The sequence below is a fragment of the Nocardioides imazamoxiresistens genome (genome assembly GCF_032378595.1).
GTDB lineage: Bacteria > Actinomycetota > Actinomycetes > Propionibacteriales > Nocardioidaceae > Nocardioides > Nocardioides imazamoxiresistens.
Genome location: NZ_JAVYII010000005.1, coordinates 432,241 through 457,331 on the forward strand (window position 1 = coordinate 432,241; position 25,091 = coordinate 457,331).

The 25,091-nt window shown below is 74.8% G+C and carries 26 protein-coding genes; 10 read left to right on the forward strand and 16 right to left on the reverse strand.

The genetic code is table 11. The features are described from left to right. Positions 1-3: 3 nt before the first annotated feature. From RDV89_RS13620 to RDV89_RS13650, 7 genes are read right to left on the reverse strand one after another with little or no spacing between them, the layout of a single operon-like run. Entirely contained in the window at positions 4-669 is a 666-nt protein-coding gene (locus RDV89_RS13620) for a histidine phosphatase family protein (RefSeq protein WP_315733597.1), read from the reverse strand. Continuing rightward, positions 669-1,442, reverse strand: a complete 774-nt coding sequence (locus RDV89_RS13625; RefSeq protein ID WP_315733598.1) for a thioesterase family protein — start codon at positions 1,440-1,442, stop codon at positions 669-671. The genes RDV89_RS13620 and RDV89_RS13625 overlap by 1 nt, the downstream gene beginning before the upstream one ends. Beyond that, a complete protein-coding gene (locus RDV89_RS13630) occupies positions 1,439-3,343 on the reverse strand; it encodes an ATP-binding protein (RefSeq protein ID WP_315733599.1) in 1,905 nt (634 codons plus the stop codon). The genes RDV89_RS13625 and RDV89_RS13630 overlap by 4 nt, the downstream gene beginning before the upstream one ends. A gap of 5 nt (positions 3,344-3,348) precedes the next feature. Further along, on the reverse strand, positions 3,349-4,947 hold the full coding sequence (locus tag RDV89_RS13635; RefSeq protein WP_315733600.1) for a carboxyl transferase domain-containing protein: 1,599 nt from the start codon (positions 4,945-4,947) through the stop codon (positions 3,349-3,351). Beyond that, positions 4,944-5,813: an HpcH/HpaI aldolase/citrate lyase family protein gene (locus RDV89_RS13640; protein ID WP_315733601.1), complete on the reverse strand. Its 870-nt coding sequence runs from the start codon at positions 5,811-5,813 to the stop codon at positions 4,944-4,946. The genes RDV89_RS13635 and RDV89_RS13640 overlap by 4 nt, the downstream gene beginning before the upstream one ends. Beyond that, positions 5,810-6,310 carry a MaoC family dehydratase gene (locus RDV89_RS13645; RefSeq protein WP_315733602.1) on the reverse strand — a complete coding sequence of 167 codons (501 nt, stop codon included), beginning with the start codon at positions 6,308-6,310 and terminating at the stop codon, positions 5,810-5,812. The genes RDV89_RS13640 and RDV89_RS13645 overlap by 4 nt, the downstream gene beginning before the upstream one ends. A gap of 11 nt (positions 6,311-6,321) precedes the next feature. Beyond that, entirely contained in the window at positions 6,322-7,515 is a 1,194-nt protein-coding gene (locus RDV89_RS13650) for an acyl-CoA dehydrogenase family protein (RefSeq protein WP_315733603.1), read from the reverse strand. Between the two features lie 116 nt (positions 7,516-7,631). Between RDV89_RS13650 and RDV89_RS13655 the strand changes: the two genes are divergently transcribed. Further along, positions 7,632-7,898, forward strand: coding sequence for a hypothetical protein (locus RDV89_RS13655; protein ID WP_315733604.1), 267 nt, complete (start codon positions 7,632-7,634; stop codon positions 7,896-7,898). Here RDV89_RS13655 and RDV89_RS13660 read toward each other — a convergent pair. Continuing rightward, a complete protein-coding gene (locus RDV89_RS13660) occupies positions 7,895-9,070 on the reverse strand; it encodes a saccharopine dehydrogenase family protein (RefSeq protein ID WP_315733605.1) in 1,176 nt (391 codons plus the stop codon). The two genes, RDV89_RS13655 and RDV89_RS13660, sit on opposite strands and share 4 nt — an antisense overlap. Before the next feature lie 36 nt (positions 9,071-9,106). Here RDV89_RS13660 and RDV89_RS13665 point away from each other — a divergent pair, with 36 nt between their 5' ends. After that, positions 9,107-9,376 (forward strand): DUF2277 domain-containing protein, encoded by a 270-nt coding sequence (locus tag RDV89_RS13665; protein WP_315733606.1) that lies wholly within the window; start codon positions 9,107-9,109, stop codon positions 9,374-9,376. Continuing rightward, on the forward strand, positions 9,373-10,284 hold the full coding sequence (locus RDV89_RS13670; RefSeq protein WP_315733607.1) for an NAD-dependent protein deacetylase: 912 nt from the start codon (positions 9,373-9,375) through the stop codon (positions 10,282-10,284). The genes RDV89_RS13665 and RDV89_RS13670 overlap by 4 nt, the downstream gene beginning before the upstream one ends. Before the next feature lie 179 nt (positions 10,285-10,463). Here the strand turns inward: RDV89_RS13670 and RDV89_RS13675 are convergent, their stop codons facing one another. Further along, positions 10,464-11,162, reverse strand: coding sequence for an iron-dependent transcriptional repressor DtxR (locus RDV89_RS13675; protein ID WP_315733608.1), 699 nt, complete (start codon positions 11,160-11,162; stop codon positions 10,464-10,466). A 72-nt stretch (positions 11,163-11,234) separates the two neighbouring features. Between RDV89_RS13675 and RDV89_RS13680 the strand changes: the two genes are divergently transcribed. Further along, positions 11,235-12,596 carry a cryptochrome/photolyase family protein gene (locus RDV89_RS13680; protein WP_315733609.1) on the forward strand — a complete coding sequence of 454 codons (1,362 nt, stop codon included), beginning with the start codon at positions 11,235-11,237 and terminating at the stop codon, positions 12,594-12,596. 131 nt (positions 12,597-12,727) lie between these two features. After that, the gene (locus RDV89_RS13685) at positions 12,728-14,386 is read left to right on the forward strand and encodes a glycoside hydrolase family 13 protein (protein WP_315733610.1); all 1,659 of its coding nucleotides are present in this window, start codon (positions 12,728-12,730) and stop codon (positions 14,384-14,386) included. A gap of 109 nt (positions 14,387-14,495) precedes the next feature. On the opposite strand, the gene RDV89_RS13690 is transcribed toward RDV89_RS13685, so the two are convergent. Beyond that, positions 14,496-14,975, reverse strand: coding sequence for a MarR family winged helix-turn-helix transcriptional regulator (locus RDV89_RS13690; protein WP_315733611.1), 480 nt, complete (start codon positions 14,973-14,975; stop codon positions 14,496-14,498). Continuing rightward, positions 14,972-16,606 carry an MDR family MFS transporter gene (locus tag RDV89_RS13695; protein WP_315733612.1) on the reverse strand — a complete coding sequence of 545 codons (1,635 nt, stop codon included), beginning with the start codon at positions 16,604-16,606 and terminating at the stop codon, positions 14,972-14,974. Before RDV89_RS13695 ends, RDV89_RS13690 begins: the two co-directional genes overlap by 4 nt. 210 nt (positions 16,607-16,816) lie before the next feature. Between RDV89_RS13695 and RDV89_RS13700 the strand changes: the two genes are divergently transcribed. Beyond that, positions 16,817-17,482: a response regulator gene (locus RDV89_RS13700; protein ID WP_315733613.1), complete on the forward strand. Its 666-nt coding sequence runs from the start codon at positions 16,817-16,819 to the stop codon at positions 17,480-17,482. 10 nt (positions 17,483-17,492) lie between these two features. Here the strand turns inward: RDV89_RS13700 and RDV89_RS13705 are convergent, their stop codons facing one another. Further along, the gene (locus tag RDV89_RS13705; protein WP_315733614.1) at positions 17,493-18,059 is read right to left on the reverse strand and encodes a flagellar protein FlgN; all 567 of its coding nucleotides are present in this window, start codon (positions 18,057-18,059) and stop codon (positions 17,493-17,495) included. A gap of 290 nt (positions 18,060-18,349) precedes the next feature. On the opposite strand from RDV89_RS13705, the gene RDV89_RS13710 reads away from it, so the two are divergent. Next, positions 18,350-19,243, forward strand: a complete 894-nt coding sequence (locus RDV89_RS13710; RefSeq protein WP_315733615.1) for a sigma-70 family RNA polymerase sigma factor — start codon at positions 18,350-18,352, stop codon at positions 19,241-19,243. Positions 19,244-19,277: 34 nt separating this feature from the next. Here the strand turns inward: RDV89_RS13710 and RDV89_RS13715 are convergent, their stop codons facing one another. Then, the gene (locus RDV89_RS13715) at positions 19,278-19,748 is read right to left on the reverse strand and encodes an EVE domain-containing protein (RefSeq protein ID WP_315733616.1); all 471 of its coding nucleotides are present in this window, start codon (positions 19,746-19,748) and stop codon (positions 19,278-19,280) included. 201 nt (positions 19,749-19,949) lie between these two features. On the opposite strand from RDV89_RS13715, the gene RDV89_RS13720 reads away from it, so the two are divergent. After that, entirely contained in the window at positions 19,950-20,480 is a 531-nt protein-coding gene (locus RDV89_RS13720) for a hypothetical protein (protein WP_315733617.1), read from the forward strand. A 71-nt stretch (positions 20,481-20,551) separates the two neighbouring features. Here RDV89_RS13720 and rlmC read toward each other — a convergent pair whose 3' ends face one another. Then, positions 20,552-21,724, reverse strand: a complete 1,173-nt coding sequence (gene rlmC, locus RDV89_RS13725) for a 23S rRNA (uracil(747)-C(5))-methyltransferase RlmC (RefSeq protein ID WP_315733618.1) — start codon at positions 21,722-21,724, stop codon at positions 20,552-20,554. Positions 21,725-21,863: 139 nt separating this feature from the next. Between rlmC and RDV89_RS13730 the strand changes: the two genes are divergently transcribed. Next, positions 21,864-22,553, forward strand: a complete 690-nt coding sequence (locus tag RDV89_RS13730; protein ID WP_315733619.1) for an LmeA family phospholipid-binding protein — start codon at positions 21,864-21,866, stop codon at positions 22,551-22,553. 89 nt (positions 22,554-22,642) lie between these two features. After that, on the forward strand, positions 22,643-23,449 hold the full coding sequence (locus RDV89_RS13735; RefSeq protein WP_315733620.1) for an alpha/beta fold hydrolase: 807 nt from the start codon (positions 22,643-22,645) through the stop codon (positions 23,447-23,449). Here RDV89_RS13735 and RDV89_RS13740 read toward each other — a convergent pair. Both RDV89_RS13740 and RDV89_RS13745 read right to left on the reverse strand, forming a co-directional pair. Further along, entirely contained in the window at positions 23,422-23,664 is a 243-nt protein-coding gene (locus RDV89_RS13740) for a hypothetical protein (RefSeq protein WP_315733621.1), read from the reverse strand. The two genes, RDV89_RS13735 and RDV89_RS13740, sit on opposite strands and share 28 nt — an antisense overlap. 184 nt (positions 23,665-23,848) lie before the next feature. Next, positions 23,849-24,547: a tetratricopeptide repeat protein gene (locus RDV89_RS13745; protein WP_315733622.1), complete on the reverse strand. Its 699-nt coding sequence runs from the start codon at positions 24,545-24,547 to the stop codon at positions 23,849-23,851. Positions 24,548-25,091 lie beyond the last annotated feature (544 nt).

Sequence of the window (25,091 nt, forward strand, 5' to 3'; positions counted from 1 at the left end):
CCCCTACTCCTCCGGCTCGTCGCCCGTCACGTCGTGCGCACGGCCGTCGCGCAGGTGCGCGCCGCCGAGCGGGGTGCCGGTCCAGCTCGCGACGCGCCAGCCCGCGGCCGGGTCGCCGTCGAGGACGACGGCGCCCGTGTTGTCGAGCCGCATCCGCTCGGGGGCGTCGCCGCCGCCGGTGGCGCGCAGCTCGGCGTACGTCCGGATCGCAGCGCCGTGGCTGACCAGCACGACCGTCGCGTCGTCCGCGCGGTCGGCCGTGGCGGCCGCGACGGCGGCGCCGAAGCGTTCGAGGAACGCGTGCCCCGTCTCGCCGCCGGGCAGCCGGTGGTCGAGGTCGCCGTCGAGCCAGGTCCCCAGGCAGGAGAGGTACGCCTCGACCGCGGCGTGGTCGGTGCGCATCTCGTAGTCCCCGGCGGACACCTCGCCCAGCTCGGGCAGCACCGGCACGACGAGCCCGCGCTCGCCGGCCAGCGGGGCGGCGGTGAGCTGGGTGCGCACCCGGTCGGAGGCGTAGACCGCATCGACCCGTGCCCCGTCGAGGGCGCCGACGACGGCAGCGGCCTGGCGGTGCCCCAGGTCGGTCAGCTCGGCGCCGGGCGGCCCGGTGTCGAGCGCCCCGGCGACGTTGGACGGGGTCTGGCCGTGGCGCAGGAGGACGAGCCGCATCAGAACGGCCTGACCGTGAGGACCTGCGCGCTCGTGCCGACCGGACCGTCGGCGTCGTGGAGCACGCTGGAGGTGAGCCCGAGCCCGTCGCCGCCGAAGGAGACCGTGGTGTCGAAGCCCACCCACTCGCCGCGCGGCTGCCGGTGCAGGTGCGCCGTCAGGTCGAGGTTGGGGAACGCGACGCGGGCGGGGTCGGCGCGCACGGCCATCCCGTTCGCGACGTCCCAGACGCTCGCGGCGCGGGTCAGCGGGCTCGTGTCGGCATCGTCCACGACCGGCAGCGTGGTGCGCGCCCAGGCACGGCCCCGGCCCGGGGCGGCCAGGTCGCGGCGTACCTCGACGCTGCCCAGGAACGCCCCGTCCCACAGCGACGACGGCCGCCACACCTCCCACGTGTCCGGCGCCGGGAGGGACGCGTGGTGCGTGCCCGCGTGCTCGGCGGTGTCGCGCGGCTCGAGCAGCCAGGCGCGCAGCACCACGACGGCGCGGCCCGCGTGCACCAGCGTCGCCTCGACCAGCTCGATGGTGCGACCGGGCCGCACGACCCGCGTCGTGGTCTCCAGCTCGGCCACCGGCATCGTGCCGAGGATGTCGAACGACAGCCGCCCCAGCACCAGGCCGTCGTCGCGCCGCGCGTCGCGGTCGGCCTCGACCAGGTGCGTCAGCAGCCCGAGCGACGGCGCGACGTGCTGGTCGTCGGCGCTCCAGGCGCCGCGGGTGTGGTCGGTCGCGGTGTAGGCCGTCGCGCCGGTGCGCCGGAAGTACGCCGTCACGCGTCCGCCCCGACCTCGAGCAGCAGGTCGCCGAGCGCGACCTGGCGGCCCACGACCGCGACCACCGTGGTGACGACCCCGTCGAACGGCGCGCGCAGCGCCAGCTCCATCTTCATGGCCTCCATGGTGACGAGCACCTGTCCGGCCTCGACCACCTCCCCCTCCCCGACCGCCACCGAGGTGACCGTGCCGGGCATCGGCGCGGCCAGCGCGCCGTCTCCGGCGGCGGCCGCCGTGGGCGCGAACGGGTCGGGCTCCTCGAAGCGCCACCGCTGCCCGTCGACGACGGCCTCGACGGCGTGGGCGCTGCGCCGCAGCACCCCGAGCCGCCCGGCGGGCGACACGTCGGTCGGGACGACGGGCTCCTCCCCCGCGACCGGCGCAGGGGCCAGCCACGGCACCACGTGCGGCGCCGGGGCGGCCGCCGAGCGCCAGCCGTCGAGCGCGAACGGACCGCGCGTGGCGCTCGCGTCGCGCCGGGCGAGCTCGGCGGCGACGAGCGCGCGGGCGGCCGCCTCGTCGGGCGCGGGCAGGTCGGGGCCGCCGATCTCGACCCGGTCGAGCCACGAGGTGTCGAGGCCGCCCGGCAGGCCGAGGTCGGCGTACGCCGCGCTGGCCGCCAGCGCCCGCAGGAACCCCGTGTTGGTGACCACCCCGAGCACGGCGGTCTCCTCCAGGGCCCGCACCAGCGCGGCCCGGGCGCTCTCGCGGTCGGGCGCGTGCACGACGACCTTGCCGAGCATCGGGTCGTAGGACGTGGTGATCCGCTGCCCGCTCCCGAGGGCGTGGTCGACCCGGACGGTCACCCCGCCCGAGCCCCCGCCCGTCACCTCCGTCGGCCACGCGACGTGCGTCGCGGTGCCGGCCTGCGGCAGGAACCCGCCCCAGGCGTCCTCGGCGTAGACGCGCGCCTCCATGGCGTGCCCGGCGAAGCGCAGGTCGTCCTGCGTGCCGAGGCCGGGGTCCTCGCCCGCCGCCACCCGCAGCTGCGCGGCGACGAGGTCGACGCCCGAGATCAGCTCGGTGACCGGGTGCTCGACCTGCAGCCGCGTGTTCATCTCCAGGAAGTAGTGCCGCCCGGTCTCGACGTCCAGCAGCAGCTCGACGGTGCCGGCGCCGACGTAGCCGACGGAGGCCGCCAGCCGGGCGGCGTCGGTCCAGCGCGCCTCGGCGGCGGTCGCCTCGGCCTCGGAGCGGGTCGGCGCGGGCGCCTCCTCCAGCACCTTCTGGTGGCGGCGCTGGGCCGAGCAGTCCCGGTCGCGCAGGTGCAGGACGGTGCCGTCGGCGAGGCCCAGCACCTGCACTTCGACGTGGCGGCCGCGCTCGACGTACTTCTCCACCAGCAGCGTGTCGTCGCCGAACGACGCGGCCGCCTCGCGGCGTGCGGCGGCCAGCGCGTCGGCGTACTCCTCGACCCGGCGCACCACCCGCATGCCCTTGCCGCCGCCGCCCGCGGCGGCCTTGACGAGCACGGGGAGGTCGAAGCCGGCGGGGTCGCCGTCGACGGGGTACGCCGGCACCACCGGCACCCCGGCGGCCTCGGCGGCGTCGCGGGCGCGGTCCTTGCGACCCATCAGGTCGATCACCTCGGGCGACGGCCCGACCCAGACCAGTCCCGCGTCGAGCACGGCCCGGGCGAAGACGGCGTTCTCCGAGAGGAAGCCGTAGCCCGGGTGCACGGCCTCGGCGCCCGCCGCCACGGCGGCGGCCACCACCGCAGTGGCGTCGAGGTAGCTGTCGACGGCCACCGTGCGGTCGGCCGCCCGGGCGTGCGGGGCCTCGGCGTCGGCCGGCGTCGCGACGGCGACCGTGCGGATGCCGAGGTCGGCGCACGTGCGGAAGACGCGCAGGGCGATCTCGCCGCGGTTGGCCACGAGCAGGGAGGAGAAGGGTGCGGTCACGTCGCTCACATCCGGAAGACGCCGAAGGCGGGGTCGGGGATCGGTTCGACGGCGGCGGCCTGCGCGGCGAGCGCGAGGGCGGTGCCGACGACGCGGCGGGTGTCGGCGGGGTCGATGACCCCGTCGTCCCAGAGCCGGGCGGTGGAGTAGTAGGCGGAGCCCTGCGTCTCGTACTGCTCGCGCACGGGCGCCTTGAACGACTCCTCGTCCTCGGCGCTCCAGCTCTCGCCGCGCGCCTCGATCCCGTCGCGGCGCACGGTGGCCAGCACGCTGGCCGCCTGCTCGCCGCCCATCACCGAGATCCGCGCGTTGGGCCACATCCACAGGAAGCGGGGGTCGTACGCCCGCCCGCACATGCCGTAGTTGCCGGCTCCGTAGGAGCCGCCGATGACGACCGTCAGCTTCGGCACGACGCTGCTGGCCACGGCGGTCACCAGCTTGGCGCCGTCGCGGGCGATGCCGCCGTTCTCGTACTCGCGCCCGACCATGAACCCGCTGATGTTCTGCAGGAACAGCAACGGGATCCGCCGCGTGTTGCACAGCTCGACGAAGTGGGCGCCCTTGCGCGCCGACTCGGAGAACAGGATGCCGTTGTTGGCGACGATCCCGACCTCGTGCCCCTCGATCCGGGCGAACCCGCACACAAGCGTCTCGCCGTAGAGCTGCTTGAACTCGTGCAGCCGCGAGCCGTCGACGACGCGCCGGATCACCTCCCGCACGTCGTAGGGGGTGCGCACCTCGTCGGGCACGACGTCGTAGACGGACTCCAGCGGGTACGCCGGGGGCTCGGGCTCCTCGGCCGGCCGCGGCACCGCGGGCGGCGGCGGTAGCGTGGCCACGACGGAGCGCAGGATCGCGAGCGCGTGGTCGTCGTCGGTGGCGAGGTGGTCGACCACGCCGGAGGTGCGGGCGTGCACGTCGCCGCCGCCGAGCTCCTCGGCGGTGACGACCTCGCCGGTCGCGGCCTTCACCAGCGGCGGGCCGCCGAGGAAGATCGTGCCCTGCTCCTGCACGATCACCGTCTCGTCGCTCATCGCGGGCACGTAGGCACCCCCGGCCGTGCACGAGCCCATCACCGCCGCGAGCTGCGGGATGCCGCGCGCCGACATCTGCGCCTGGTTGAAGAAGATCCGCCCGAAGTGCTCGCGGTCGGGGAACACCTCGTCCTGCAGCGGCAGGAAGGCGCCGCCGGAGTCGACGAGGTACAGGCACGGCAGCCGGTGGGCGGCCGCGACCGCCTGCGCGCGCAGGTGCTTCTTGACCGTCATGGGGTAGTAGGTGCCGCCCTTCACCGTCGCGTCGTTGGCCACGACCATGACGGGGCGACCGTGCACGAGACCGATCCCGGCGACGACGCCCGCCGAGGGCACGGCGTCCTCGGCGTCCTCGGCAGCGCCGGGCGGGGCGTACATGCCCGTCGCCGCGAGCGGCGCCAGCTCCAGGAACGGGCTGCCGGGGTCCAGGAGCCGGTCGACCCGGTCGCGCACCAGCAGCTTGCCCCGGTCGGTGTGCTTGCGGCGCGCGGCCTCGGAACCGCCCGCGCGCCCCTCGACCAGCCGCGCCATCCGCGCCCGCAGCGCGGCGGTGTCGTCCCTCAGGCTCATGCGCGTCCCTCCTCGTGGCCGGCCCCGGGGGCCGTCCGCTCCGCCAGCGCCAGGACCCGCTGGGCCTGGGCGTAGATCGGGCCGTCGACCATCCGGCCCTCGTGCGTGCCGACCCCGCCGGCGGCGTGCGCGGCGAGCAGGTCGCGCGCCCACGCCACGCGCTCCGGCGTCGGCGCGAACGCCGCCCGGATCACCGGCACCTGGGTCGGGTGGATCGCCACGCCGGCGTCGAACCCGACCGCGACGGCGTCCTCGCAGGCCGCGCGCAGGCCGTCGACGTCGGCGATGTCCATGTGCACCCCGTCGAGGGCGAGGCGCCCGTACGCCTTCGCCGCCAGCAGCGTCCGCGACCGCGCGTGCACCACCACGTCGCGGTAGGACCCGTCGGCCCGGCGGCTGGCCGTGCCGCCCATCGCGGCGACGAGGTCGTCGGCGCCCCACATCAGGGCGACCACGGTGGGGGTCGCCGCCAGCTCGCCCGCCCGCTCGACGCCGAGCGGCGTCTCCAGCAGCGCGACCACCTCGTGGTCGAGCGCCGCGAGCGCGGCCGGGTCCTCGGCCTTGGGCACCATGAGACGGCGTACGCCCGCCGCCGCGGCCGCCGCGAGGTCCTCGGCGTGGTGGGTGGTCCCGACCGCGTTGACGCGCAGGACCGTGCGGTCGACGTCGAGCTCGCCGGCCGCGGCCAGCGCCCGGACGGCGTCGCGCGCGCCGGCCTTGGCCGTCTCGGCCACCGCGTCCTCGAGGTCGAGGATGACCACGTCGGAGCGCGAGAGCGCCTTGGCGTAGCGCTCGGGGCGGTCGGCGGGGCAGAACAGCCAGGCGACGCCGGCGTCGACGGCCGGGCCCGGGAGCGGCCCGCTCACGCGTCGGCGTCCGGGGTCGCGTCGGCCGGGCGGGCGCGCACCAGGGTCGAGCGGGTCGCGGTCGCGACGACCTCGCCGCGCTGGTTGCGGGCCGTGTGCGCGAGGGTCACCACACCCTCGCCCGGCCGGCTGCTCGAGAGGCGCTTGTCGACCACCAGCGTCTCGGCGTAGATCGTGTCGCCGTGGCGCACCGGCGCCGGGAACGCGATCTCGGAGAAGCCGAGGTTGGCGACGATCGTGCCCTGCGTCAGCTGGGCGACCGAGAGCCCGACGAGGGTGGAGAGCGTGAACATCGAGTTCACCAGCCGCTCGTGGAACGGCGCGGTGGCCTCGCTCTCCGCGGCGTCGAGGTGCAGCGGCTGCGTGTTCATCGTCAGGGTCGTGAAGAGCACGTTGTCGGTCTCGGTGACCGTCCGCCCGGGGCGGTGCTCGTAGGTGGTGCCGATCTCGAACTCCTCGAACCACAGCCCGCGCTGGGTGATCCGTCGCCCGCTCATCGCCGCCTCCCTCACTCGACCGGGAGACCGAGGCCGCGGGCGATCAGCATGCGCTGCACCTCGGAGGTGCCCTCGCCGATCTCCAGAACCTTGGCGTCGCGGTAGAAGCGGGCCACGGGGTACTCCTCCATGAACCCGTAGCCCCCGAACACCTGGGTCGCGATCCGCGTCGCGGTCACGGCCGACTCGGTGGTGTGCAGCTTGGCCACCGCGGCCGCCTGCTTGAACTCGGCGGTGGACACGCCGCGGCCGGCGTCGATGGCGTCCTTCATCGCGGCGGCGCGGTAGGTGAGCAGCCGCGAGGTGTGCAGCATGACCTCGAGGTCCGCGACCTGGAAGGCCACCCCCTGCTTGCGCCCGATCGGGCCGCCGAAGGTCTGTCGCTCCCCCGCGTAGGCGAGCGACATGTCCAGGCAGGCCTGGATGCAGCCGACCGCGAGCGCGGCGATCGCGACCCGCCCGTCGTCCAGGGTGGCGAGGAACTGCGCGTACCCCCGGCCCCGCGTCCCGAGCAGGTTGGCCTCGGGGACGCGGCAGCCCTCGAAGCTGAGCGGGTGGGTGTCCGAGGCGTGCCAGCCGAGCTTGTCGTACGCCTTCTCCGCGGTGAACCCGGGCGTGCCCGCCGGCACCATGATCGTGCTGATCTCGGGGCGCCCGTCCTCGCGCTCGCCGGTGCGGGCGGTCACCGTGACCAGGCTGGTGATGGCCGAGCCCGAGTTGGTGATGAACTGCTTGGCGCCGTCGACGACCCACTCGTCGCCGTCGAGCACGGCCCGCGTGCGCGTCGCGCCCGCGTCCGACCCGGCTCCGGGCTCCGTCAGCCCGAAGCCCGCGAGACGGCGGCCGGCGACGAGGTCCGGCAGCCACGTGGAGCGCTGCTCCTCGGTGCCGAAGGTGAGCACGGGGTTGATGCCGAGCCCCACGGCGGCCTCGAGCGTGATGCCCATGGACTGGTCGACCCGGCCCAGCTCCTCGATGGCCAGGCACAGCGACGTGAAGCCGCCGTCCTCGCCGGCGAGGCCGGCCCCGCCGTACTCCTCCGGCGCCGTCAGCCCGAACAGGCCGAGCGCACCCATCTTCTGCACCGTCTCGACGGGGAAGTGGTGCTCGCGGTCCCAGCGCGCCGCGTGCGGCGCGACCTCCGCCTCGGCGAACTCCCGCACCGAGCGGCGGAACTCCTCGTGCTCCCGTGACAGCTCGAACATGGCTTCCCCTCACCGCGTGACCTGGACCACCCCGAGGTTAGCGATCATTAACCACAGGAGCAACCGGTAGATCGCCGAACTCCCGCTCGTTCGAACACATGTTCTATTCTCCGCCCATGCGGGAGCCCTCGGTCGAGCACGGCGCGATGCGCGCCGCCCGGGTGCAGCACGTCTGGGTGGACATCACCGGGCACTGGGTGCACCCGCAGCCGGGCGTGCTGATGATGTGGCGCCGCCGGCACGGCAAGCGGCCCGGCTGGGAGGCGTTCGTGGTGACCGTCGACGCCACGGCCCGCGCGCACGGCGGCTCGCCGAACGCCCGGATCGGGTGGGTCGACGCGGCGCACGTGCGCCCGACCGCGGGCCCCTCGGCCCCGCGCTAGAGCACCTCGAAGGTGATCCCCGCGCGCTGCAGCCGGTCGGTCAGGTGCTCGCCCATCGCCTGCGCCGTGGTGACCATGCCGGCAGTCGGCGGGTTGTCGTCAAGCAGGAGGCACAGCGCCGACTCGGCGAGCATCTTCGCGGTCTCGGTGTAGCCGGGGTCGCCGCCCGAGACCCGGGCGTGCACGGTCCGGCCGCCACCCTCGGCGACCACGTCGACGGTGAACCAGGAGCGCTCGCGACGGCGCTCGTCCGGCCCCTGGCCCGACCCGAAGCGGCCGAGCAGCGCGCGGCGCACCGGTCCGACCTGCGCCGCGAGCGCGAGGCCGCCGACCGCCACCGCACCGCCCGCGGCGTAGCGCAGGGTCTTCGTGCCGGCGTAGTGGGAGTAGCGGAAGTCGGGGCCGTACGCCGGGTCGGCCGCGGCGCTGCGCACCACGATCATCGGGTCGATCGTGGGCAGGGGCAGCAGCCAGTAGCCCAGGTCGCGGTCGCGGTGCGGCTTGCCGGCCACGCCGCGCACGCGCCGACCCTGCGGCCGACCCTCCGCGGCGCGCCGCTCCTTGTGCGTCGCGCCCATCGAACGGGCCCGGGAGAACTGCTCCAGGGCGGAGTGCAGCGTGCCCGAGGAGGAGACGGCCGCGGCCCGCACGACGCCGCGCGCGGTGATCGGGACGTCGTCGGGCAGGTGCCCGACCGCGAACCGGACGCCGAGGTCGTGGGGGATCGAGTCGAAGCCGCAGGCGTGCACGATCCGCGCGCCCGACGCCTCGGCCGCCGCGTGGTGGCGCAGCCAGACGCCGTCGACGAACTCCGGCTCCCCCGTGCTGTCGACGTAGTCCGTGCCGGCCGCCGCGCACGCCTGGACCAGCGCCTCGCCGTGGCGCAGGAACGGGCCCACCGTGGTGACGACCAGGCGGGTGCGCGCCGCCAGCGCCTCGAGCGAGGGCTCGTCGGTCGCGTCGGCCACGACCACCTCGGGCGCCGGGGCCGCGCCGGTGGGCAGACCGTCGCGCACCTCGGCGAGCCGGTCGGCGTTGCGCCCGGCCAGCGCCCAGCGCAGGTCGCCCGGCGCGTGCCGGGCGAGGTACGCCGCCGTGAGGCGACCGGTGAAACCGGTCGCGCCGAACAGCACCAGGTCGAGCTCGCGGTCGTCCGCCTGCTTCGCAGCCATGTCCGCCAACCTACGCGCAGGCGTAGCGTGGGCACCATGTGCCGCAACATCCGCCCGCTCAACAACTTCGAGCCGCCGGCGACCGACGACGAGGTCCACGCGGCGGCGCTGCAGTTCGTCCGCAAGGTCAGCGGCGCCACCCGGCCCTCGCAGGCCAACCAGGCGGTCTTCGACCAGGCCGTGCGCGAGATCGCCCACATCACGCGCCACCTCGTCGACGACCTGGAGACCAGCGCACCCCCGAAGGACCGCGAGGTCGAGGCGGCGAAGGCGCGGGCGCGCGCCGAGGCGCGGTACGCCCGTTGACCCACCCGGCGCCCGACCCGACGACCGACCTCACGACCGGCCTGACGACCGGCGCGGCCGTCGACGCGCTCGACAGCTCCGAGGCCGCCCTCGACTTGCTGGTCGGGCGCGAGCTCGTCGTCGTCGGCGGCGCCGGCCTGTCCACCGACTCCGGCATCCCGGACTACCGCGGGCCCGTCGCCGAGGGCCTGCCGCCGCGGCCGACCCCGATGACGTTCCAGGAGTTCGTCGGCGCGGAGTCCGCCCGTCGGCGCTACTGGGCCCGCAGCCACGTCGGCTGGGCGCGGATGCGACGTGCCGAGCCCAACGCCGGGCACCGGGCGCTGGCCCGGTTGGACCCCGCCCTGCTGATCACCCAGAACGTCGACGGCCTGCACGAGGAGGCCGGCTCGCGACGGATGGTCGCGCTGCACGGCCGGATCGCCGACGTCGTGTGCCTCGCCTGCCGGGCCACGAGCAGCCGCACGTCACTGCAGCAGCGGATGGAGGCGGCCAACCCGGGCTGGACGGCGCGGCACGCGCACGTGGAGGTGCGCCCCGACGGCGACGTCGGGCTGGAGGAGACCGACGACTTCGTGGTGCCGCCCTGCACGGCGTGCGGCGGCGTGCTGAAGCCGGACGTCGTGTTCTTCGGGGAGAACGTCCCCGCGCCGCGGGTGGAGCGCTGCTACGCGGCCGTCGACGCCCTGCGACCCCGGGACGGCGCGCTGCTGGCGGTCGGCACGTCCCTGACGGTGATGAGCGGGCTGCGGTTCGTGCGCCGCGCGGCGAAGGCCGGTGTGCCCGTGGTCGTGGTCAACCGGGGGACCACCCGCGGCGACGCGCTGGCGGCGTACGTCGTGACCACCGGCTGCTCGGAGTTCCTCGAGGCCCTGGTGCGGCGCTCGGAACGGCTGCGGGGCGTCTGAGACGCGCGGCCGGTGCGGCACGGGTGCTGCCCCTCGCCCTCCCAGCGGGGGGCAGCACTCGCACTGCGCACGACGGTAGGCGAACGGGGCGCCCGCCACCCTCGAGGTGTCCTCAAGACACCGTCAGGGTTGGGCGCCCCGTCATGAGCCCACGTTGAGGTGGGCGTGAGGAACGCGCCTCAGACGGCCGCGGCCTCGCGGCGCACGAAGATGTGCTCGGCGGCCTCGGGGAAGATCTCGGCCGTCTCGCCGGACGAGCCGACGAGCACGCCCTCGGCGGTCGCCTGCACGGTCACCGTCTTGCCGGGCAGCGCGCCGATCCGCCGCAGGGCGCTCATCAGCGTCTCGTCCTTCTGCATCTCCTCGGAGATGCGGCGCACGTGCACGCGGCCCTCGCTCGGGCCCGCGACGCTCTGCAGCGACTCGACGCCGTCCATGAAGTTCTCGGCCTCGTCCGGCCGGCCGAGCTCGTCGAGGCCCGGGATCGGGTTGCCGTACGGCGACTCCGTGGGGTTGCCGAGCAGCTCGAGCAGACGGCGCTCGACCGTCTCGCTCATCACGTGCTCCCAGCGGCAGGCCTCGGCGTGCACGAGCTCCCAGTCGAGGCCGATCACGTCGGTCAGCAGGCGCTCCGCGAGGCGGTGCTTGCGCATGACGCGGGTCGCCAGCTGCTGGCCGGCCTCCGTGAGCTCGAGGTGCCGGTCGCCCTCGACGGTCAGCAGGCCGTCGCGCTCCATCCGCGCGACCGTCTGCGACACCGTCGGGCCGGACTGGTGCAGACGTTCCGCGATGCGCGCGCGCAGCGGGACGATGCCCTCCTCGACGAGCTCGTAGATCGTGCGCAGGTACATCTCGGTGGTGTCGATCAGGTCGCTCACGAGAACCATTCTTCCCTACTCGCGCGCGCGGGACGACCCCCCGCTCCTTCGGCCTCCTGGCAGGGTGGGGGAATGTCCTCCGATCGCAGCGTGATGTGGTTCCGGCGCGACCTCCGGCTGGCCGACAACCCCGCGCTGCTGGCGGCTGCGGAGGCCGAGGCCGTGCTCCCGCTCTTCGTCCTGGACCCGGCGCTGTGGGGGCCGGCGGGGCCGTCGCGGCGGGCGTACCTGGCTGCCTCGCTGCGCTCCCTCGACGCCTCGCTGCGCTCGCGCCGCACCCGCCTGTCGGTGCTCGAGGGCGACCCCGTGGAGCAGGTGGTCGCGGCCGCGCGCGAGGTCGGCGCGAGCCGTGTGCACGTCTCGGCGGACTTCGGCCCCTACGGGTCGCAGCGCGACGACGCGGTCGCCGAGGCGCTGGCCGAGCACGACGTCGAGCTGGTGCGCACGGGCTCGCCGTACGCGGTGCCGCCCGGCAGCGTGCGCAAGGGCGACGACACGCCGTACGCCGTGTTCACGCCGTTCTCGCGCGCCTGGGCGGAGGTCGGGTGGCCCGATCCCGCGCCCGCCCCCAGCGGCCTGAGCGGGCTCGAGCTCGAGCACCCCGTCGACCTCCCCGAGGTCGAGGTGCCCGAGGGCCTGCGGCTGCCCGAGGCCGGGGAGCGCGCGGCGGCCGCGCGCTGGGAGGCGTACGCGGCCGACCACCTCGCCGACTACGCCGACGCCCGGGACCGACCGGACCTCGACGCCACCTCGAAGATGTCGGTGCACCTGAAGTGGGGCGAGATCCACCCCCGCACGATGCTGGCCGAGCTGGGCCGCGCGGCGGGCAAGGGGCGTTCGACCTACCGCTCCGAGCTGGCCTGGCGCGAGTTCTACGCCGACGTCCTGCACCACCGGCCGGACACGGCGCGGGAGTACCTGCGGGCCGAGTACGCCCGGATGGAGTACGACCGCGCCGACGACGCGCTGGAGCAGTGGCAGGAGGGTCGCACCGGCTTCCCGATCGTCGACGCCGGGATGCGGCAGCTGCGGGGGGCCGGATGGATGCACAACCGGGTGCGGATGATCGTCGCGAGCTTCCTCGTCAAGGACCTGCACATCGAGTGGCAGCATGGCGCGCGGCACTTCCTGCACTGGCTGGTCGACGGCGACCTGGCCTCCAACAACCACGGCTGGCAGTGGACCGCGGGCAGCGGCACGGACGCCTCGCCCTTCTTCCGCGTCTTCAACCCGACCTCCCAGGGGCGCAAGTTCGACCCGCGCGGGGAGTACGTGCGGCGCTGGGTGCCCGAGCTGCGCGACCTGCCCGACGGCGAGGACCCGCACGACCCGTCCCCCGAGGCCCGCCGCGACGTCGGCTACCCCGAGCCGATGGTCGACCACAAGGCCGAGCGCGCCGAGGCCCTGCGCCGCTGGGAGTCGATCCGCCGCTGACGCGCCGAGTTGCGGGTTGCGCCGAGTTGCGGGTTGCGCCGCGGTGCTCGCGCCGAGTTGCGGGTTGCGCCGCGGTGCTCGCGCCGGCTCGGCCCGGCTCCGGCCACCGCGCATGTGACAGAATTTCGCCCATGCCTGCTTGGATCGATCCAAACTCGACGGACCCCAGCACCGACGGCGCGTGGTGGCGCCAGGCGGTCGTCTACCAGGTGTACGTCCGCAGCTTCGCCGACTCCGACGGCGACGGCGTGGGCGACCTGCCCGGCATCACGTCGCGCCTCCCCCACCTGCGCGACCTCGGCGTGGACGCTCTGTGGATCACGCCGTTCTACACCTCGCCGCAGCGCGACCACGGCTACGACGTCGCCGACTACCGCGACATCGACCCGCTGTTCGGCTCGCTCGACGACGCCGACGCGCTGCTCGCCCGGGCCCACGAGCTCGGCCTCAAGGTGATCGTCGACCTGGTCCCGAACCACACCTCGGACCAGCACCCGTGGTTCCAGGCGGCGCTGGCCGCCGGCCCGGGCAGCCCGGAGCGGGCGCGCTACATGTTCCGCGACGACGACGGCACGGACACCCCGCCGAACAACTGGCCCAGCGTCTTCGGCGGCGACGCCTGGTCGCGGGTGACCGAGCCCGACGGCTCGAAGGGCCAGTGGTACCTGCACCTCTTCGACTCCACGCAGCCCGACCTGGACTGGCGCAACCCCGAGGTCGGCGACGAGTTCGCCTCGATCCTGCGCTTCTGGCTGGACCGCGGCGTGGACGGCTTCCGCGTCGACGTCGCGCACGGCCTGTTCAAGAAGGAGGGGCTGCCGGACACCGAGCTCCCCGACCCGGACGCCGACGGGCCCGCCTCGATGGTCGAGGCCGCGGGCGTCGACGAGCCGATGTGGGACCAGCTCGAGGTGCACGACGTCTACCGCCGCTGGCACGGCGTGCTCGCCGAGTACGACGACTCCCCCCGCGGGCGCCGCATGGCGGTCGCCGAGTCGTGGGCCCGCACCGCCGAGGCCATCGCCCGCTACGTCCGGCCCGACGAGCTGCAGCAGTCGTTCAACTTCCACTGGCTCTCCGCGCCGTGGTCGGCCTCCGCGTTCGCCGACGTGGTCACCGAGACCCTGCCGTCGCTGCGCCACCACGGCGCGACGCCGACCTGGGTGCTGAGCAACCACGACGTGGTCCGGCACGTGACGCGGTACGGCGGCGGCTCCGTCGGCCGGGCCCGCGGACGCGCCGCGACGCTCGCGATGCTCGGCCTGCCCGGCTCCGCGTACCTCTACCAGGGCGAGGAGCTCGGCCTCGAGCAGGTGGACGTGGCCCCCGAGGACCGCACGGACCCGTCGTGGTTCCGCACCAAGGACAGCCCGAAGCCGGACATCGGCCGCGACGGCTGCCGGGTGCCGATCCCGTGGAGCGGCACGACCGCCCCGTACGGCTTCGGCCCGGCCGCCGACGGCACGCAGCCGTGGCTGCCGCAGCCCGACGACTGGGCCGGGCTGACCGTCGAGGCGCAGACGGGCGACGAGTCCTCGACGCTCGAGTTCTACCGCGCGGCGCTGCGGGCCCGGCGTACCTTCGCGGACCGCGCCGGCGACGACGTCGAGATCGTCTCCACGCTCGACGGCGTCCTGGTCTACCGCCGTGGGCCGCTCACCTGCGTGCTCAACGCCGGTACGACGGCCGCCGCGGTGCCCGAGGGCGCCGGCGACCTGCTGCTCGCCAGCGGCCCGTCGCCCGAGGGCCGGGTCGCCCCGGACACGGCCGCCTGGTTCCTGGCCGGCTGAGCCCCGCCCACCTGCACGGAACGGACGAGGACCGGGCCCCCGCACCAGGGGCCCGGTCCTCGTCGGTACTCACCGCCGCGGTCGTCGGGCGGGACGCGGCGTACGCCCCTCAGTCCGCGGACGCCACCGCCGCCTCGACGGTCGCGTTGTAGCGGGTGAGCCCGGCGACCAGGTCCGACAGCTCGGCGTTGGTCCAGCCGGACATCAGTCCGAGGAACCGTGCCCGCCGGTGCTCGGTCACCTCCCTCATCCGGTCGCGACCGTGCTCGCTGAGCGAGAGCACCAAGGCCCGCGCGTCCTCGGGGTCCACCGTCCGCTCGACGAGCCCGAGGTCCACCAGCTGGTGCACCGTGCGGCTCATCGCGCCCTTGTCGGCGCCGACGGTGCAGCCGATGTCGGCGGCCCGCCCGGACCCGTCGCGCAGCAGCTGGTCGAGCACGCCGTAGCCGAGGGCGGTGAGCCCCGGCTCGACGGCCTGCGCGCGCTCGGCGACGTTGCGCCGCACGCGGCGCAGCAGGAGCCACAGCTCGTGCTCGAGGTCGCCGAGCACGACCGGGTCGAGGTCGGCGACCGTCGCCGCGGCGCTCATCGCCGCCCCGCCTCCGTGAGCGCCTCGCTCGAGACCTCCGTCGTCGCCGGCGTCGGCTCGTGGTCGAGCGTGGTGCGCAGCGGCACCTCGCGGATCAGCGAGACCAGCACGAGGGCGACCACCGCGAACGGCACGGCGACGAGGAACAGGGTGGCGGTCGCGTCGCCGTACGCCCCCTGGAAGACGTCGCGGACCGGGCCGGGCAGCGTGTCGACGTCGGGCAGGGTGCCGCTCGAGCCCCCGGCGTCGATGCCGAGCCGGGCCAGACCGCGCGTGACGCTGTCGGTCACCTGGTGGCCGAGCAGGGCGCCGAGCGCCGCGACGCCCGCCGAGCCGCCGATCGAGCGGAAGAACGTGACCAGCGCGCTGGCCGCGCCCATGTCGCGCTGCGCGACCTGGTTCTGCACCGCGAGCACGAGGTTCTGCATCGTCGCGCCGAGGCCGGCGCCGAGCACGACCATGAAGACGCCGATCTCGACCAGCGGGGTGTGGGCGTCGATGAGGGAGAGCAGACCGAGGCCCACCACGACGGCGACCATGCCGCCGACGAGGAACTTCTTCCAGCGGCCGGTGTCGCTGATGATCCGGCCGGTGATGACGCTGGAGAGGAACAGACCGCCGACCATGGGCACCGACATCAGGCCGGCGTGGGTGGGGCTCATGCCGCGGGCGACCTGGAAGTACTGCGACAGGTACACCGTCGAGCCGAACATCGCGATGCCCACCATCACGGAGGCGGCGGTGGCCAGGGCCGTGGTGCGGTCCGAGAAGAGTCGCAGCGGGATGATCGGCTCCGCGACGCGGCTCTCGACGACGAGGGCGGCGACGACGAGCACGGCACCGGTGGCGAGCATGACCGCGGTGGTCACCGACGCCCAGTCGAACTGGTGGCCGGCGAGCGAGACCCAGGCGAGCAGCACGGACACGCCGCCGACGATGAGGAGCGCGCCGGCGTAGTCGATGCGCGGGCGGTCGCCGCCAGCGGTGCGCGGCGCCGGAGCGGGCAGGTGCAGGGTGCGCTGCAGCACGACCAGGGCGACGAGGGCGACCGGGACGCCGACCCAGAAGGTCCAGCGCCAGCCGAGGCCGGGCGCGTCGACGATGAAGCCGCCGATGAGCGGCCCGGACACCGTCGCCATCGCGAACACCGCGCCGATGTAGCCCGAGTAGCGGCCGCGCTCGCGCGGCGTGACGATCGAGGCGATCACGACCATGACGAGGGCCGTCATGCCGCCGACGCCGAGACCGGTGACGGCGCGGGCGGCGACGAGGGCGCCCATGTTGGGCGCGAAGCCGGCCGCGATCGAGCCGGTGGCGAAGGTGACGAGCGCGATCTGGACGAGACGCTTCTTGTCGACCAGGTCGGCGAGCTTGCCCCAGATCGGGGTGGACGCGGTCATCGTCAGCAGGGTGGCGACGACGACCCAGGTGTAGCCCGCCTCGCCGCCGCCGAGGTCGACGACGATGCTCGGCAGGGCGTTGGTGACGATGGTCGAGGACAGCATCGCGACGAACATCGCGAGCAGGAGTCCCGACATCACCGTGAGGATCTCGCGGTGGGTCATCGGGACCTCGGCGCGGACCTCGGGATCGACCGGGGAGTGCACCGTGGAGGTGTCGGGGTGGGACATGGGGTACCTGCGATTCTGCGGTTGCTGCGTACGTGTGGGTGCCAGGACGGCCGCGCACGGGCGTACCGAACTGGTTGCTGATAGCAACCATACGCCGGTGGTTGTAGAACGCAACTTCTTTGCGACGTGACCCCGCCCACGACGCGACACGGGACCGTCAGAGGCTCGAAGAGCAGACAAGAACGCCGTTCTCAGGGGAAGGTGGCCGTCATGTCCTCTCCCGTGCAGGTGTTCCTCCTCGACGACCACGAGGTCGTCCGACGCGGTCTCCGTGCCCTCCTGGAGAGCGGTGGGGACCTGCGGGTCGTGGGCGAGGCCGGCACCTACGCCGACGGCCTGATCGGCATCCGCGAGACCGCGCCCGACGTCGCGGTGCTCGACGCCCGGCTGCCCGACGGCTCGGGGATCGAGCTGTGCCGCGAGGTGAAGTCCGAGAACCCCGGGCTGCGGGCGCTCATCCTGACCAGCTACGACGACGACGAGGCGCTGCAGAGCGCCATCCTCGCCGGCGCCGACGGCTACGTGCTGAAGGAGATCGGCGGCAACTCGCTGATCAGCGGGATCCGCGCCGTCGCCGACGGCCACTCGTTGATCGATCCCGTCGTGGCCGTGCGGGCCATGGAGCGCATCCGCGCGGGCGTGCAGCGCGAGGTCGAGAGCGACCCGTCGGCGCTGACACCCCAGCAGCAGCGGATCCTCGGACTCATCGGCGAGGGCCTGACCAACCGCGAGATCGCGGACCAGCTGTTCCTGTCCGAGAAGACCGTGAAGAACCACATCACGCACCTGCTCGCCCGCCTGGGCGTCAAGCGACGCACGCAGGCCGCGCTGATCGCGGCCCAGATGCGGCTGCCGGAGTCCCGCCCGGAGCGGTGACCGCCCGCGGTCAGCGCAGGAAGTCCAGCAGGCTCGGCTGCACGACCCGCACGGCGTCGGCGAGCGCGGCCCGGTAGGCGATCTCCTGGAGCGCGAGACCGTCGCGCTCGGCACCGTCGTCGAAGATCGAGCCGTCGTCGAGGTCGGCGGACGCACCCTGCCCGTACGCGGGCTCCGCGCCGTCCAGGGAGCGCAGCGTCTCGCGCACGGACCGGTGGCCGGAGGCGACCAGGCCCCGGTTCGCGTCGGCGAGGTCGGTGATCTCGCGCGCCAGGTCGAGGAGGGCGCCGCGGTGCTCCAGGAGCATCTCGCGCCACGGGTCGTCGACGGCCAGGGCGAGGGTCTCGAGCGACGCAGCGGCGGGGACTCCCAGATCGGCGGCGGTCTCGTCGGCGACGACGGCCCGCAGCAGCTCGGTCTCGCGCAGGGCCTCCAGCGCGGTCGTGACGTCCTGCGCGGCGCGAGCCAGCCACCGGCCGCGACCACCCGCCAGCACCAGGTGCTCCAGCTCGAGCCGGTAGAGCAGCGAGTCGAGCAGCTCGCGCTCCCGCCACAGGACGAGCGACAGCTTCTCCACGCCCGTTCCCTCCTCATGTCTGCGCCCGCCCCGATCGGCGGTGCCGCCGTCGGACGCCCCTCCCATCGGCCACCCCCGGTGGTGCCTGAGCCGATCTCGCACGCGAGCGCGGCTTGAGCATTCCTTGAGTCGCGCTTGTCGACCACTTCGGATCCAGCGCGCTCGGGACCTAGGACGTGACCGGGTTGAGCCATGGCCTGCCGGGACCAAGGTCCCGAGTTGTCCGACGGGCGGCCCGTACCAACCGCCGCGGTGGTGCACCGCGAGCCGTCAGGCCGAAGGATCGAGTCATGAGCACGAGCGCCCCGACCGGTCTGGACGAGCTGGTCACCTCCCACGTGGCCCTGGTCGGCCACATCGTCCGCGAGACGATGATGCGCGTCCCGGCCCACGTCAGCCGCGACGACCTCACCTCGGCCGGCCTGACCGCCCTGGTGCAGGCCGCCCAGGCGTTCGAGGAGGACCGCGGCGTCCCCTTCACCCGCTACGCCGCACGCCGCATCCGGGGCGCGATCCTCGACGAGCTGCGCAGCGTCGACTGGGCCTCCCGCTCCGTGCGCCGCCGCGCTCGCGACGTGGAGGAGACCCGGGCCCGGCTCGCCGCCACGCTCGGGAGGGCGCCCCGCACCGAGGAGGTCGCGTCGGCGGTCGGGCTCAGCGTCACCGAGGTCGAGGCCAACGACGACGACATCGCCCGCGCGCAGGTGCTCTCGCTCCAGGGCGTCGCCGGCGTGGGGCTGGAGGAGACCCTGGTCAGCCACTCCCCCACCCCGGAGGCGTCGTTCGAGCACCAGGAGCGCCTGCAGTACCTCGTCGCCGCCGTCGCCGAGCTCCCCGAGCGGCAGCGCGTCGTCGTCGAGGGCTACTTCTTCGCGGAGCGGCCCATGGCCGAGATCGCCGCCGAGCTCGGGGTCACCGAGTCGCGGATCTCGCAGATCCGGGCGGAGGCGATGGTGCTCCTGCGCGAGGCACTGAACCACGCCCTCGAGCCCGACCTGGTGCGCCCGGCGGCCCGGCCGGGCGGCTGCGCCGCTCGGCGCCGCGAGCAGTACGTCTCGGCCGTCATGGCCCGCAAGGACGCCGACACCGGTCGACGCCGCGAGGGTCGCGTGGTGGCGCTGCCGTCCGTCGTGCCGCACCCCGCCCGCGAGCTCCGCCAGGACCGCTCCGTCGTCGCCGTCTGAGGCGCCGGACGGCACGACCCGCCCCGCCCGCGCCTCACCCACCCACCAGGCACCCCCGGACCACCTCGAAGTCGTCCGCCTGCACGGCCACGAACCCCGGCCGGAAGACGACGCCCCACCCGGGACCGGGCCGCACGAAGGACAGCCGCTCGATCAACGGCTCCGCCTCGGCCTCACCCTCGATCTCCTCGAAGTCCACGTCGCGGCACCAGGAACGGTGGACGTCGCCGTCGACCTGGTACGCCCCGTCGTCGCGCACCCGACCGACCGCCGTGAAGCGCCGCACCCGCGGCCCGCTGCGGTTGCCCTCGCGCGGGGAGTAGAGCAGCACGCCGTCACCGGCCGAGAGCCTGCGGGCCCGGGCCTCGCTCGATGCCGGCAGGCGCAGCCGCCCCTCCTGCTGCGCGAGGTGCGCGTCGCCGCGGGAGATCACGCACACCCAGTGCGCCGCGGCCTCCCGCACGAGCCGCAACCGGGGTGCGTCCGTCGTGGTCGTCTGCTCCATGTCGTCCTCCGCCTCCTCGCCAGGTCCCGCCACCAGCGGCGGGAGCACCACCCTGACGCCGACCGGTGCCGCCGCGCCGGCCTCGGCACCTGCCTGTGGACGATCCGGCCGGGGCAGGCGTCTGTGGACGGCAAGTGGGCCGTCGCGCCGCGCTGTGGAGGACCGCTCGCGCGACCGGCCTCGAGCCAGCACCGTGGGGCCATGACGACGACACCCCGGCCGCCCGACGCCCTCGACCGCACGGACCCCGCGGACCCCGCGGACCCCGCGGACCCCGCGGGCCCCAACGACCCCGCGGACGCCGCTCCCGCCCCGCCGGAGCACCGCGACCTCGGCTCCGCGTGGCGGCGGCTGCTGCCTCCGCGCCTGCGCGGGCGCAGCCTCTGGATCGGCGTCCTCGACGCCCGCACCCGCTCGCTGGCGCAGGGGGTGGTGGTCGAGATCGGGTCGCTGCCGCCGTCACCCACGCCGGGTGACGCCGCCCAGCTCGAGCGCTTCCTGGCCGGCCACTCCGCCACCGTGGTGGGCGGCCGGCACCACGTGGCCGCGCTGCTGAGCCGCCCCGGCCCGGCGCAGCTGGGCGAGGCCGACGGCGCGTGGGCCGCGGTCGTCTACGACAGCTGCGCGGCGGTGGACGTCCCCTGCCGCGTCGTGCACCTCGCCGGCGACGACACCGTCGTGCCGGTCCCCCGGTCGCTGGTCGTCGAGCACCTCGACCGCCTCGCGTCCTGACCGTCCTGACCGGCCCCGGCCGACCCGACCGGCCCCGGCCGACCCGCTCGGCCCGCACGGCCCGGCGACGCTCAGGCGCGGCGCAGCAGCGTGAGGACCTCGTGGTGCCCGGTGTGGGGGAACATGTCGAGCACCTGCGCGCGCACCGGTCGCAGCGTCGGCATCGTCGCGAGGTCACGGGCCAGCGTGGTCGCGTTGCAGCTGGAGTAGAGCACGGTCCGCACGTCCGGGCTCCGCTCGAGCCAGGTCGCGAGCTCCTCGCCGATGCCCCGTCGCGGCGGGTTGACGACGACGAGGTCCGGCGCGGTCCCGAGCTCGGCCGCCGCCGTCGTCGCGTCCCCCACCAGGAACCGGGCGGACGCACCGACCTCGGCGGCCGTGCGGCGCGCGCTCTCGACCGCCGAGGCGGAGACCTCCACCCCGGTGACGTGCCGCGCGGGCGCCCCGGCGCCGTCGGCGCCCGCGAGGTGGAGGGCGAAGCCGCCGACACCGCAGTAGAGGTCCCACGCCTCGTCGACGTCGACCTCGGAGACCCACGCGCGGGCCTGGCGGTAGAGCTCCGCCGCGACCGCCGTGTTCGTCTGGAAGAAGCTCTGCGGCCGCAGGTGCAGGTCGATGCCGTTGACCCGCATCGCCAGGGTCTGCGACGCGGTCAGCGGGATCTCCCGGTCCCCCTCGAGCAGCGCCGCGTGCGCCGGCTGCAGGTTGACCGACACCACCGCCAGGGCGGGCAGGTCGTCCTGCAGGACGTCGAGGTGCTTGCGGATCCGGGCCACACCCTCCTCCGAGCGCAGCACGAGACGCGCCATCAGCTCGCCGGACGGGGCGGCGGTGACGAGCAGGTGCTTGAGCTCGCCGCGCCGGGTGGCGACGTCGTACGGCTCCAACCGGGAGCGCCCCACGAACTCGGCCAGCGCGGGGAGCGCGGCGACGATCGCCGGCTCGTGCAACGGGCAGTCCCGCAGGTCGACGCCACGGCCACGCGGGTCGAGGATGCCCAGCGTCGGCGCGTCCGCGGTGCCGGCCACCACCATCTTGGCCTTGTTGCGGAACCCCTCCCTGCGGCTCGCCGCAGGCGCCAGCCACTCGACGTCGGCCCAGCGCGAGAGCAGGCTCCGGGCGTGCGCGTCCTTGGCCGCGAGCTGGTCGACGTACGCGCGGTCCAGCCAGCCGCACGACCGGCACTCCCCGCGGTCGTAGTGGCCGCAGGCCAGACCGACCGACCGGGACGGGGTGACGGTCACCGGGTCCTCTCCGGCGTCTCCTGCGGGCGTTCGGGCACGGCACCACGATAGGGCCGTCGCGCCGGCCGCCGCGGGGCGCACCGGACCGGGGTGGTGGGATGGGCGCACCGACCGTCGTTACGAACCCCGAGGAGGCACCGTGCCGCTCCCGGCCGCCGTCCTCGTCGTGGGCGCGACGGTCGCCGGCGTCGTCGCGCTGGTGGCCGGTGCCCTGGTCGCCGCGCGGGCGCGACGTCGCCCGCGTCGCCTCGTCGCCGGATCGTCCCTGGCTCTGGCCGGCGCCGTCGTCCTGGTCCTCGTGGAGGTCCTGCCGCGGGCGTACGCGGTGTCCCTGCCCGGCGACGACGCCTGCGTCCCCGACGACCTCGAGCTCTCCCTGGCGCGGACTCCCGTGGCGCTGCAGCTGCTGCAGGGCGAGCTGCGCGGGACCGCGGAGCTCGACCGGGACGGCCTGGGCGCCACGGTGGCCGACGCTCTCGAGGGCACGGCGCTTCGGGACCCCGAGGTACGCATCGCGGCCGGCGAGGTGACCGTCGACGCCGTCCTGCCGATCAGCATCGTCGACGTGCCGCTGTCCGCGACGGTCGTGCCGACCGTGCAGGACGGCGCGCTGACGATGGAGGCGGAGGCCTTCTCGGTCGTGGGCCTCGACCTGCCGGACTGGGCCGTGTCGTTGGTCGACGAGCAGGTGCAGGACGCCGACTCCGCGCTCTCGCAGGCCGTGTCCCCCGGAGACGACGCCTGCGACGGCGGCGCGGGCGCCGTGCGGGTGGAGTCGGTGACCGTCACCGACGGCGTCCGGATCGACTTCGCCCTGCCCGTCGGCTGACCGACGCACCGTCGCAGGACGAGACGCGTGCATCTTGCCAGATTTGGTGTAACACTCCCGATGTCACGTTGAGTGCAGGGAGGTACGTCGTGGTTCACACACCGCTGGCCCACACCCGTCGCGGTGCCGGGGCACCGCTGGTCCTCATCCACGGGATCGGCCACCGTCGGCAGGCCTGGGACCCGCTCGTCGACGTGCTCGCCCGGCGTTACGACGTGATCGCCCTCGACCTCTCGGGATTCGGGGAGTCCGCCCCGTACCCCCGAGGCGTCCCGTACACGATGGACATCGCCTGCGAGCACCTCGCCGAGCAGTTCGAGCAGTGGGGCGTCGAGCGCCCCCACGTGGTCGGCAACTCGCTCGGTGGTGCGATCGCACTGGAGCTGGGGTCCCGCGGCCTGGCATCCTCGGTGACCGCGCTGAGCCCGGCCGGCTTCTTCGGCCGCTTCGACCGCGTGCAGGCCCTCGGCATCCTCAGCCTCCTGCGCCTCACGAGCCAGGTGCCCGACCGCGCGCTGGTCGCGATCACCCGCACCGCGATCGGCCGGTGGCTGGTGGGGGCGACGCTGTACGCCCACCCCGGCCGCCACGACGCCGCCTCCAGCCTGGGCGACGCGCTCGCCCTGAAGCGCTGCGAGGGCTTCGCCGGCGTCGCCCGGCAGGGCCTGAGGTACGCCTTCGACCGCGAGGTCCCGGTGCCCACCACGGTCGCCTGGGGCACCAAGGACCGGATCCTCCCGTACGCCCAGTCGGCGCGCGCCCGTCGCGTCCTCCCGGACGCCGACCACGTGCCCCTCGTCGGCGCCGGCCACGTGCCGATGGCGGACTGTCCCGAGGAGATCGTCGCCCTCATCGACGCCACCGTGGCTCAGGTCGGCTCGACGGCCGTCGCCTGACGGGCGTCGTGGCCCGCCCGGTCGGCCACGACGCTCAGCCGCGGTACGCCCGCCACCTCCGGCGCCGCCAGCCTCGTGGGTGCGCACCACCCGCACCGCAGGTGGTCGTGCACGAGCGCCTCACCCGGGCTCTCGCTCCCGCGCCCGGTGGGGTCCGCCCGGACGAGCGTTCGCCGCGGCCGGAGCCGCACCACCTCGCCCATCACCTCGCCCATCACCCCTCCCGTCTGACGCCCGATGCGGACGCCTGTCGGCGGCCGCAGGGAGATCCTGGCGCGCCGGGGCAGGCGGCGGACCGCCGCGGGACGACCTTGTGGACGACGACGTCGGGGCGCGCGCCTGTGAACGAGTCGTGGCCCGCCGGAGGACCGGCGGGCCACGAGACAGCTGAGCGGAACGTCAGGACTCGGCGTCGATGGCCTTCTCGAGCTCGGCAGCGCGATCGGCGGCGTCGGTGATCTCGTCCGCGTCGATCGCGTGCGTGCGGTGGAACCACTCGAGCGCGTCCGAGCGACGACCGGCCGCGACGAGCGCGTCCGCGTACACGTACCGCAGACGCACCACCCAGGCAGCGCGCGTCTTGTTGTTCAACGGCGACAGCTCGAGCGTCCGCAGGGCAGCGTCGACCTGGCCCAGGTCCAGCCGCGCGCCGGCCTCGACGATCGTCATCTCAGCCTTGGCCTCGGCCGAGAAGTTCCGCACCGACGGGCTCTGGGCCAACTTGAGCGCCTGCTCCGGCTGGCCGAGCGCACGGTGGCAGTCGGCCATGATGGGCAGGTACGCCGTCACGCCGTTCATGCGCTTCGCCGCCCGCAGCTCCGCCAGGGCCTCCTTGTAGTGCCCGGCCGCGTACGCCGACTCCCCCACAGCCTCGCGCACCATCGCGAGCCGAGCAGCGCGGGCGCGGGCCGCCAGCGTGTGCTGGTAGGCCGTCTCCGGGTCCGTGTCGATGAGCTGCTGCGCCGCCACGAGGTGGCGCGCGATCCGCTGCGCCAGCTTCTCCGGCAGCCCCTTGAGCTGCGAGGCCAGGTTGCGGTCGAGCTCCTGGCCGGTGATCGACTCGTCGAGCGGGGGACCGTCGTACACGGCCTGCTCCACGGTGCGCTCGACCTCCGTGCGCGGCTTGCGGCTGAACGGGCGGGAGCCCTGCTGCGCGTCGCGGCCTCCACGGGCGGGACCACGCCCCTCCGGGCGCCCGTCCTGGCGACGCTGACCGCCGCCGCTACGACCACCCGGAGCGTCGCCGCGACCACCGGAGGGCTTGTCGCCGTACCCACGGCCGGCGCCACCGGGCTTGCCTCCGGAACGCGCGCCGCTGGTCGGCTTGCCCCCACCGGAACCGCCGGAACCGCCGCGGCTGGCTCCCGGGCGGCCGCCCGTGGATCCGCCCCGTCCCTGACCCGACCCGCCGGGCCGGCCCTGACCGCCCCCGCGGGGTCCACGACCTCGATCGCCCTGATCCGCCACCACTGTTCTCCTCCACTGCGAGCAAACGACCTGCGCTCCACCCGCCAGTGTGGCAGTCGCTCGAAGCGACCCACCAGATGCGTGCGGGGAACACATGAAAATGACTGTAGGGGCCGGGTGCGGAACAAAGTTCCGCATCCCCAGCCCCTACAGCAAAAGAATGTCCGGCGGCGTC

Excerpts from the sequence above, each read along its gene's own strand:
- RDV89_RS13620 (WP_315733597.1), bottom strand. The coding sequence starts at position 669 with ATGCGGCTCGTCCTCCTGCGCCACGGCCAGACCCCGTCCAACGTCGCC.
- RDV89_RS13635 (WP_315733600.1), bottom strand. The coding sequence starts at position 4,947 with ATGAGCCTGAGGGACGACACCGCCGCGCTGCGGGCGCGGATGGCGCGG.
- RDV89_RS13645 (WP_315733602.1), bottom strand. The coding sequence starts at position 6,310 with ATGAGCGGGCGACGGATCACCCAGCGCGGGCTGTGGTTCGAGGAGTTC.
- RDV89_RS13650 (WP_315733603.1), bottom strand. The coding sequence starts at position 7,515 with ATGTTCGAGCTGTCACGGGAGCACGAGGAGTTCCGCCGCTCGGTGCGG.
- RDV89_RS13655 (WP_315733604.1), top strand. The coding sequence starts at position 7,632 with ATGCGGGAGCCCTCGGTCGAGCACGGCGCGATGCGCGCCGCCCGGGTG.
- RDV89_RS13660 (WP_315733605.1), bottom strand. The coding sequence starts at position 9,070 with ATGGCTGCGAAGCAGGCGGACGACCGCGAGCTCGACCTGGTGCTGTTC.
- RDV89_RS13665 (WP_315733606.1), top strand. The coding sequence starts at position 9,107 with ATGTGCCGCAACATCCGCCCGCTCAACAACTTCGAGCCGCCGGCGACC.
- RDV89_RS13680 (WP_315733609.1), top strand. The coding sequence starts at position 11,235 with ATGTCCTCCGATCGCAGCGTGATGTGGTTCCGGCGCGACCTCCGGCTG.
- RDV89_RS13685 (WP_315733610.1), top strand. The coding sequence starts at position 12,728 with ATGCCTGCTTGGATCGATCCAAACTCGACGGACCCCAGCACCGACGGC.
- RDV89_RS13690 (WP_315733611.1), bottom strand. The coding sequence starts at position 14,975 with ATGAGCGCCGCGGCGACGGTCGCCGACCTCGACCCGGTCGTGCTCGGC.
- RDV89_RS13695 (WP_315733612.1), bottom strand. The coding sequence starts at position 16,606 with ATGTCCCACCCCGACACCTCCACGGTGCACTCCCCGGTCGATCCCGAG.
- RDV89_RS13700 (WP_315733613.1), top strand. The coding sequence starts at position 16,817 with ATGTCCTCTCCCGTGCAGGTGTTCCTCCTCGACGACCACGAGGTCGTC.
- RDV89_RS13710 (WP_315733615.1), top strand. The coding sequence starts at position 18,350 with ATGAGCACGAGCGCCCCGACCGGTCTGGACGAGCTGGTCACCTCCCAC.
- RDV89_RS13715 (WP_315733616.1), bottom strand. The coding sequence starts at position 19,748 with ATGGAGCAGACGACCACGACGGACGCACCCCGGTTGCGGCTCGTGCGG.
- RDV89_RS13720 (WP_315733617.1), top strand. The coding sequence starts at position 19,950 with ATGACGACGACACCCCGGCCGCCCGACGCCCTCGACCGCACGGACCCC.
- RDV89_RS13740 (WP_315733621.1), bottom strand. The coding sequence starts at position 23,664 with ATGGGCGAGGTGATGGGCGAGGTGGTGCGGCTCCGGCCGCGGCGAACG.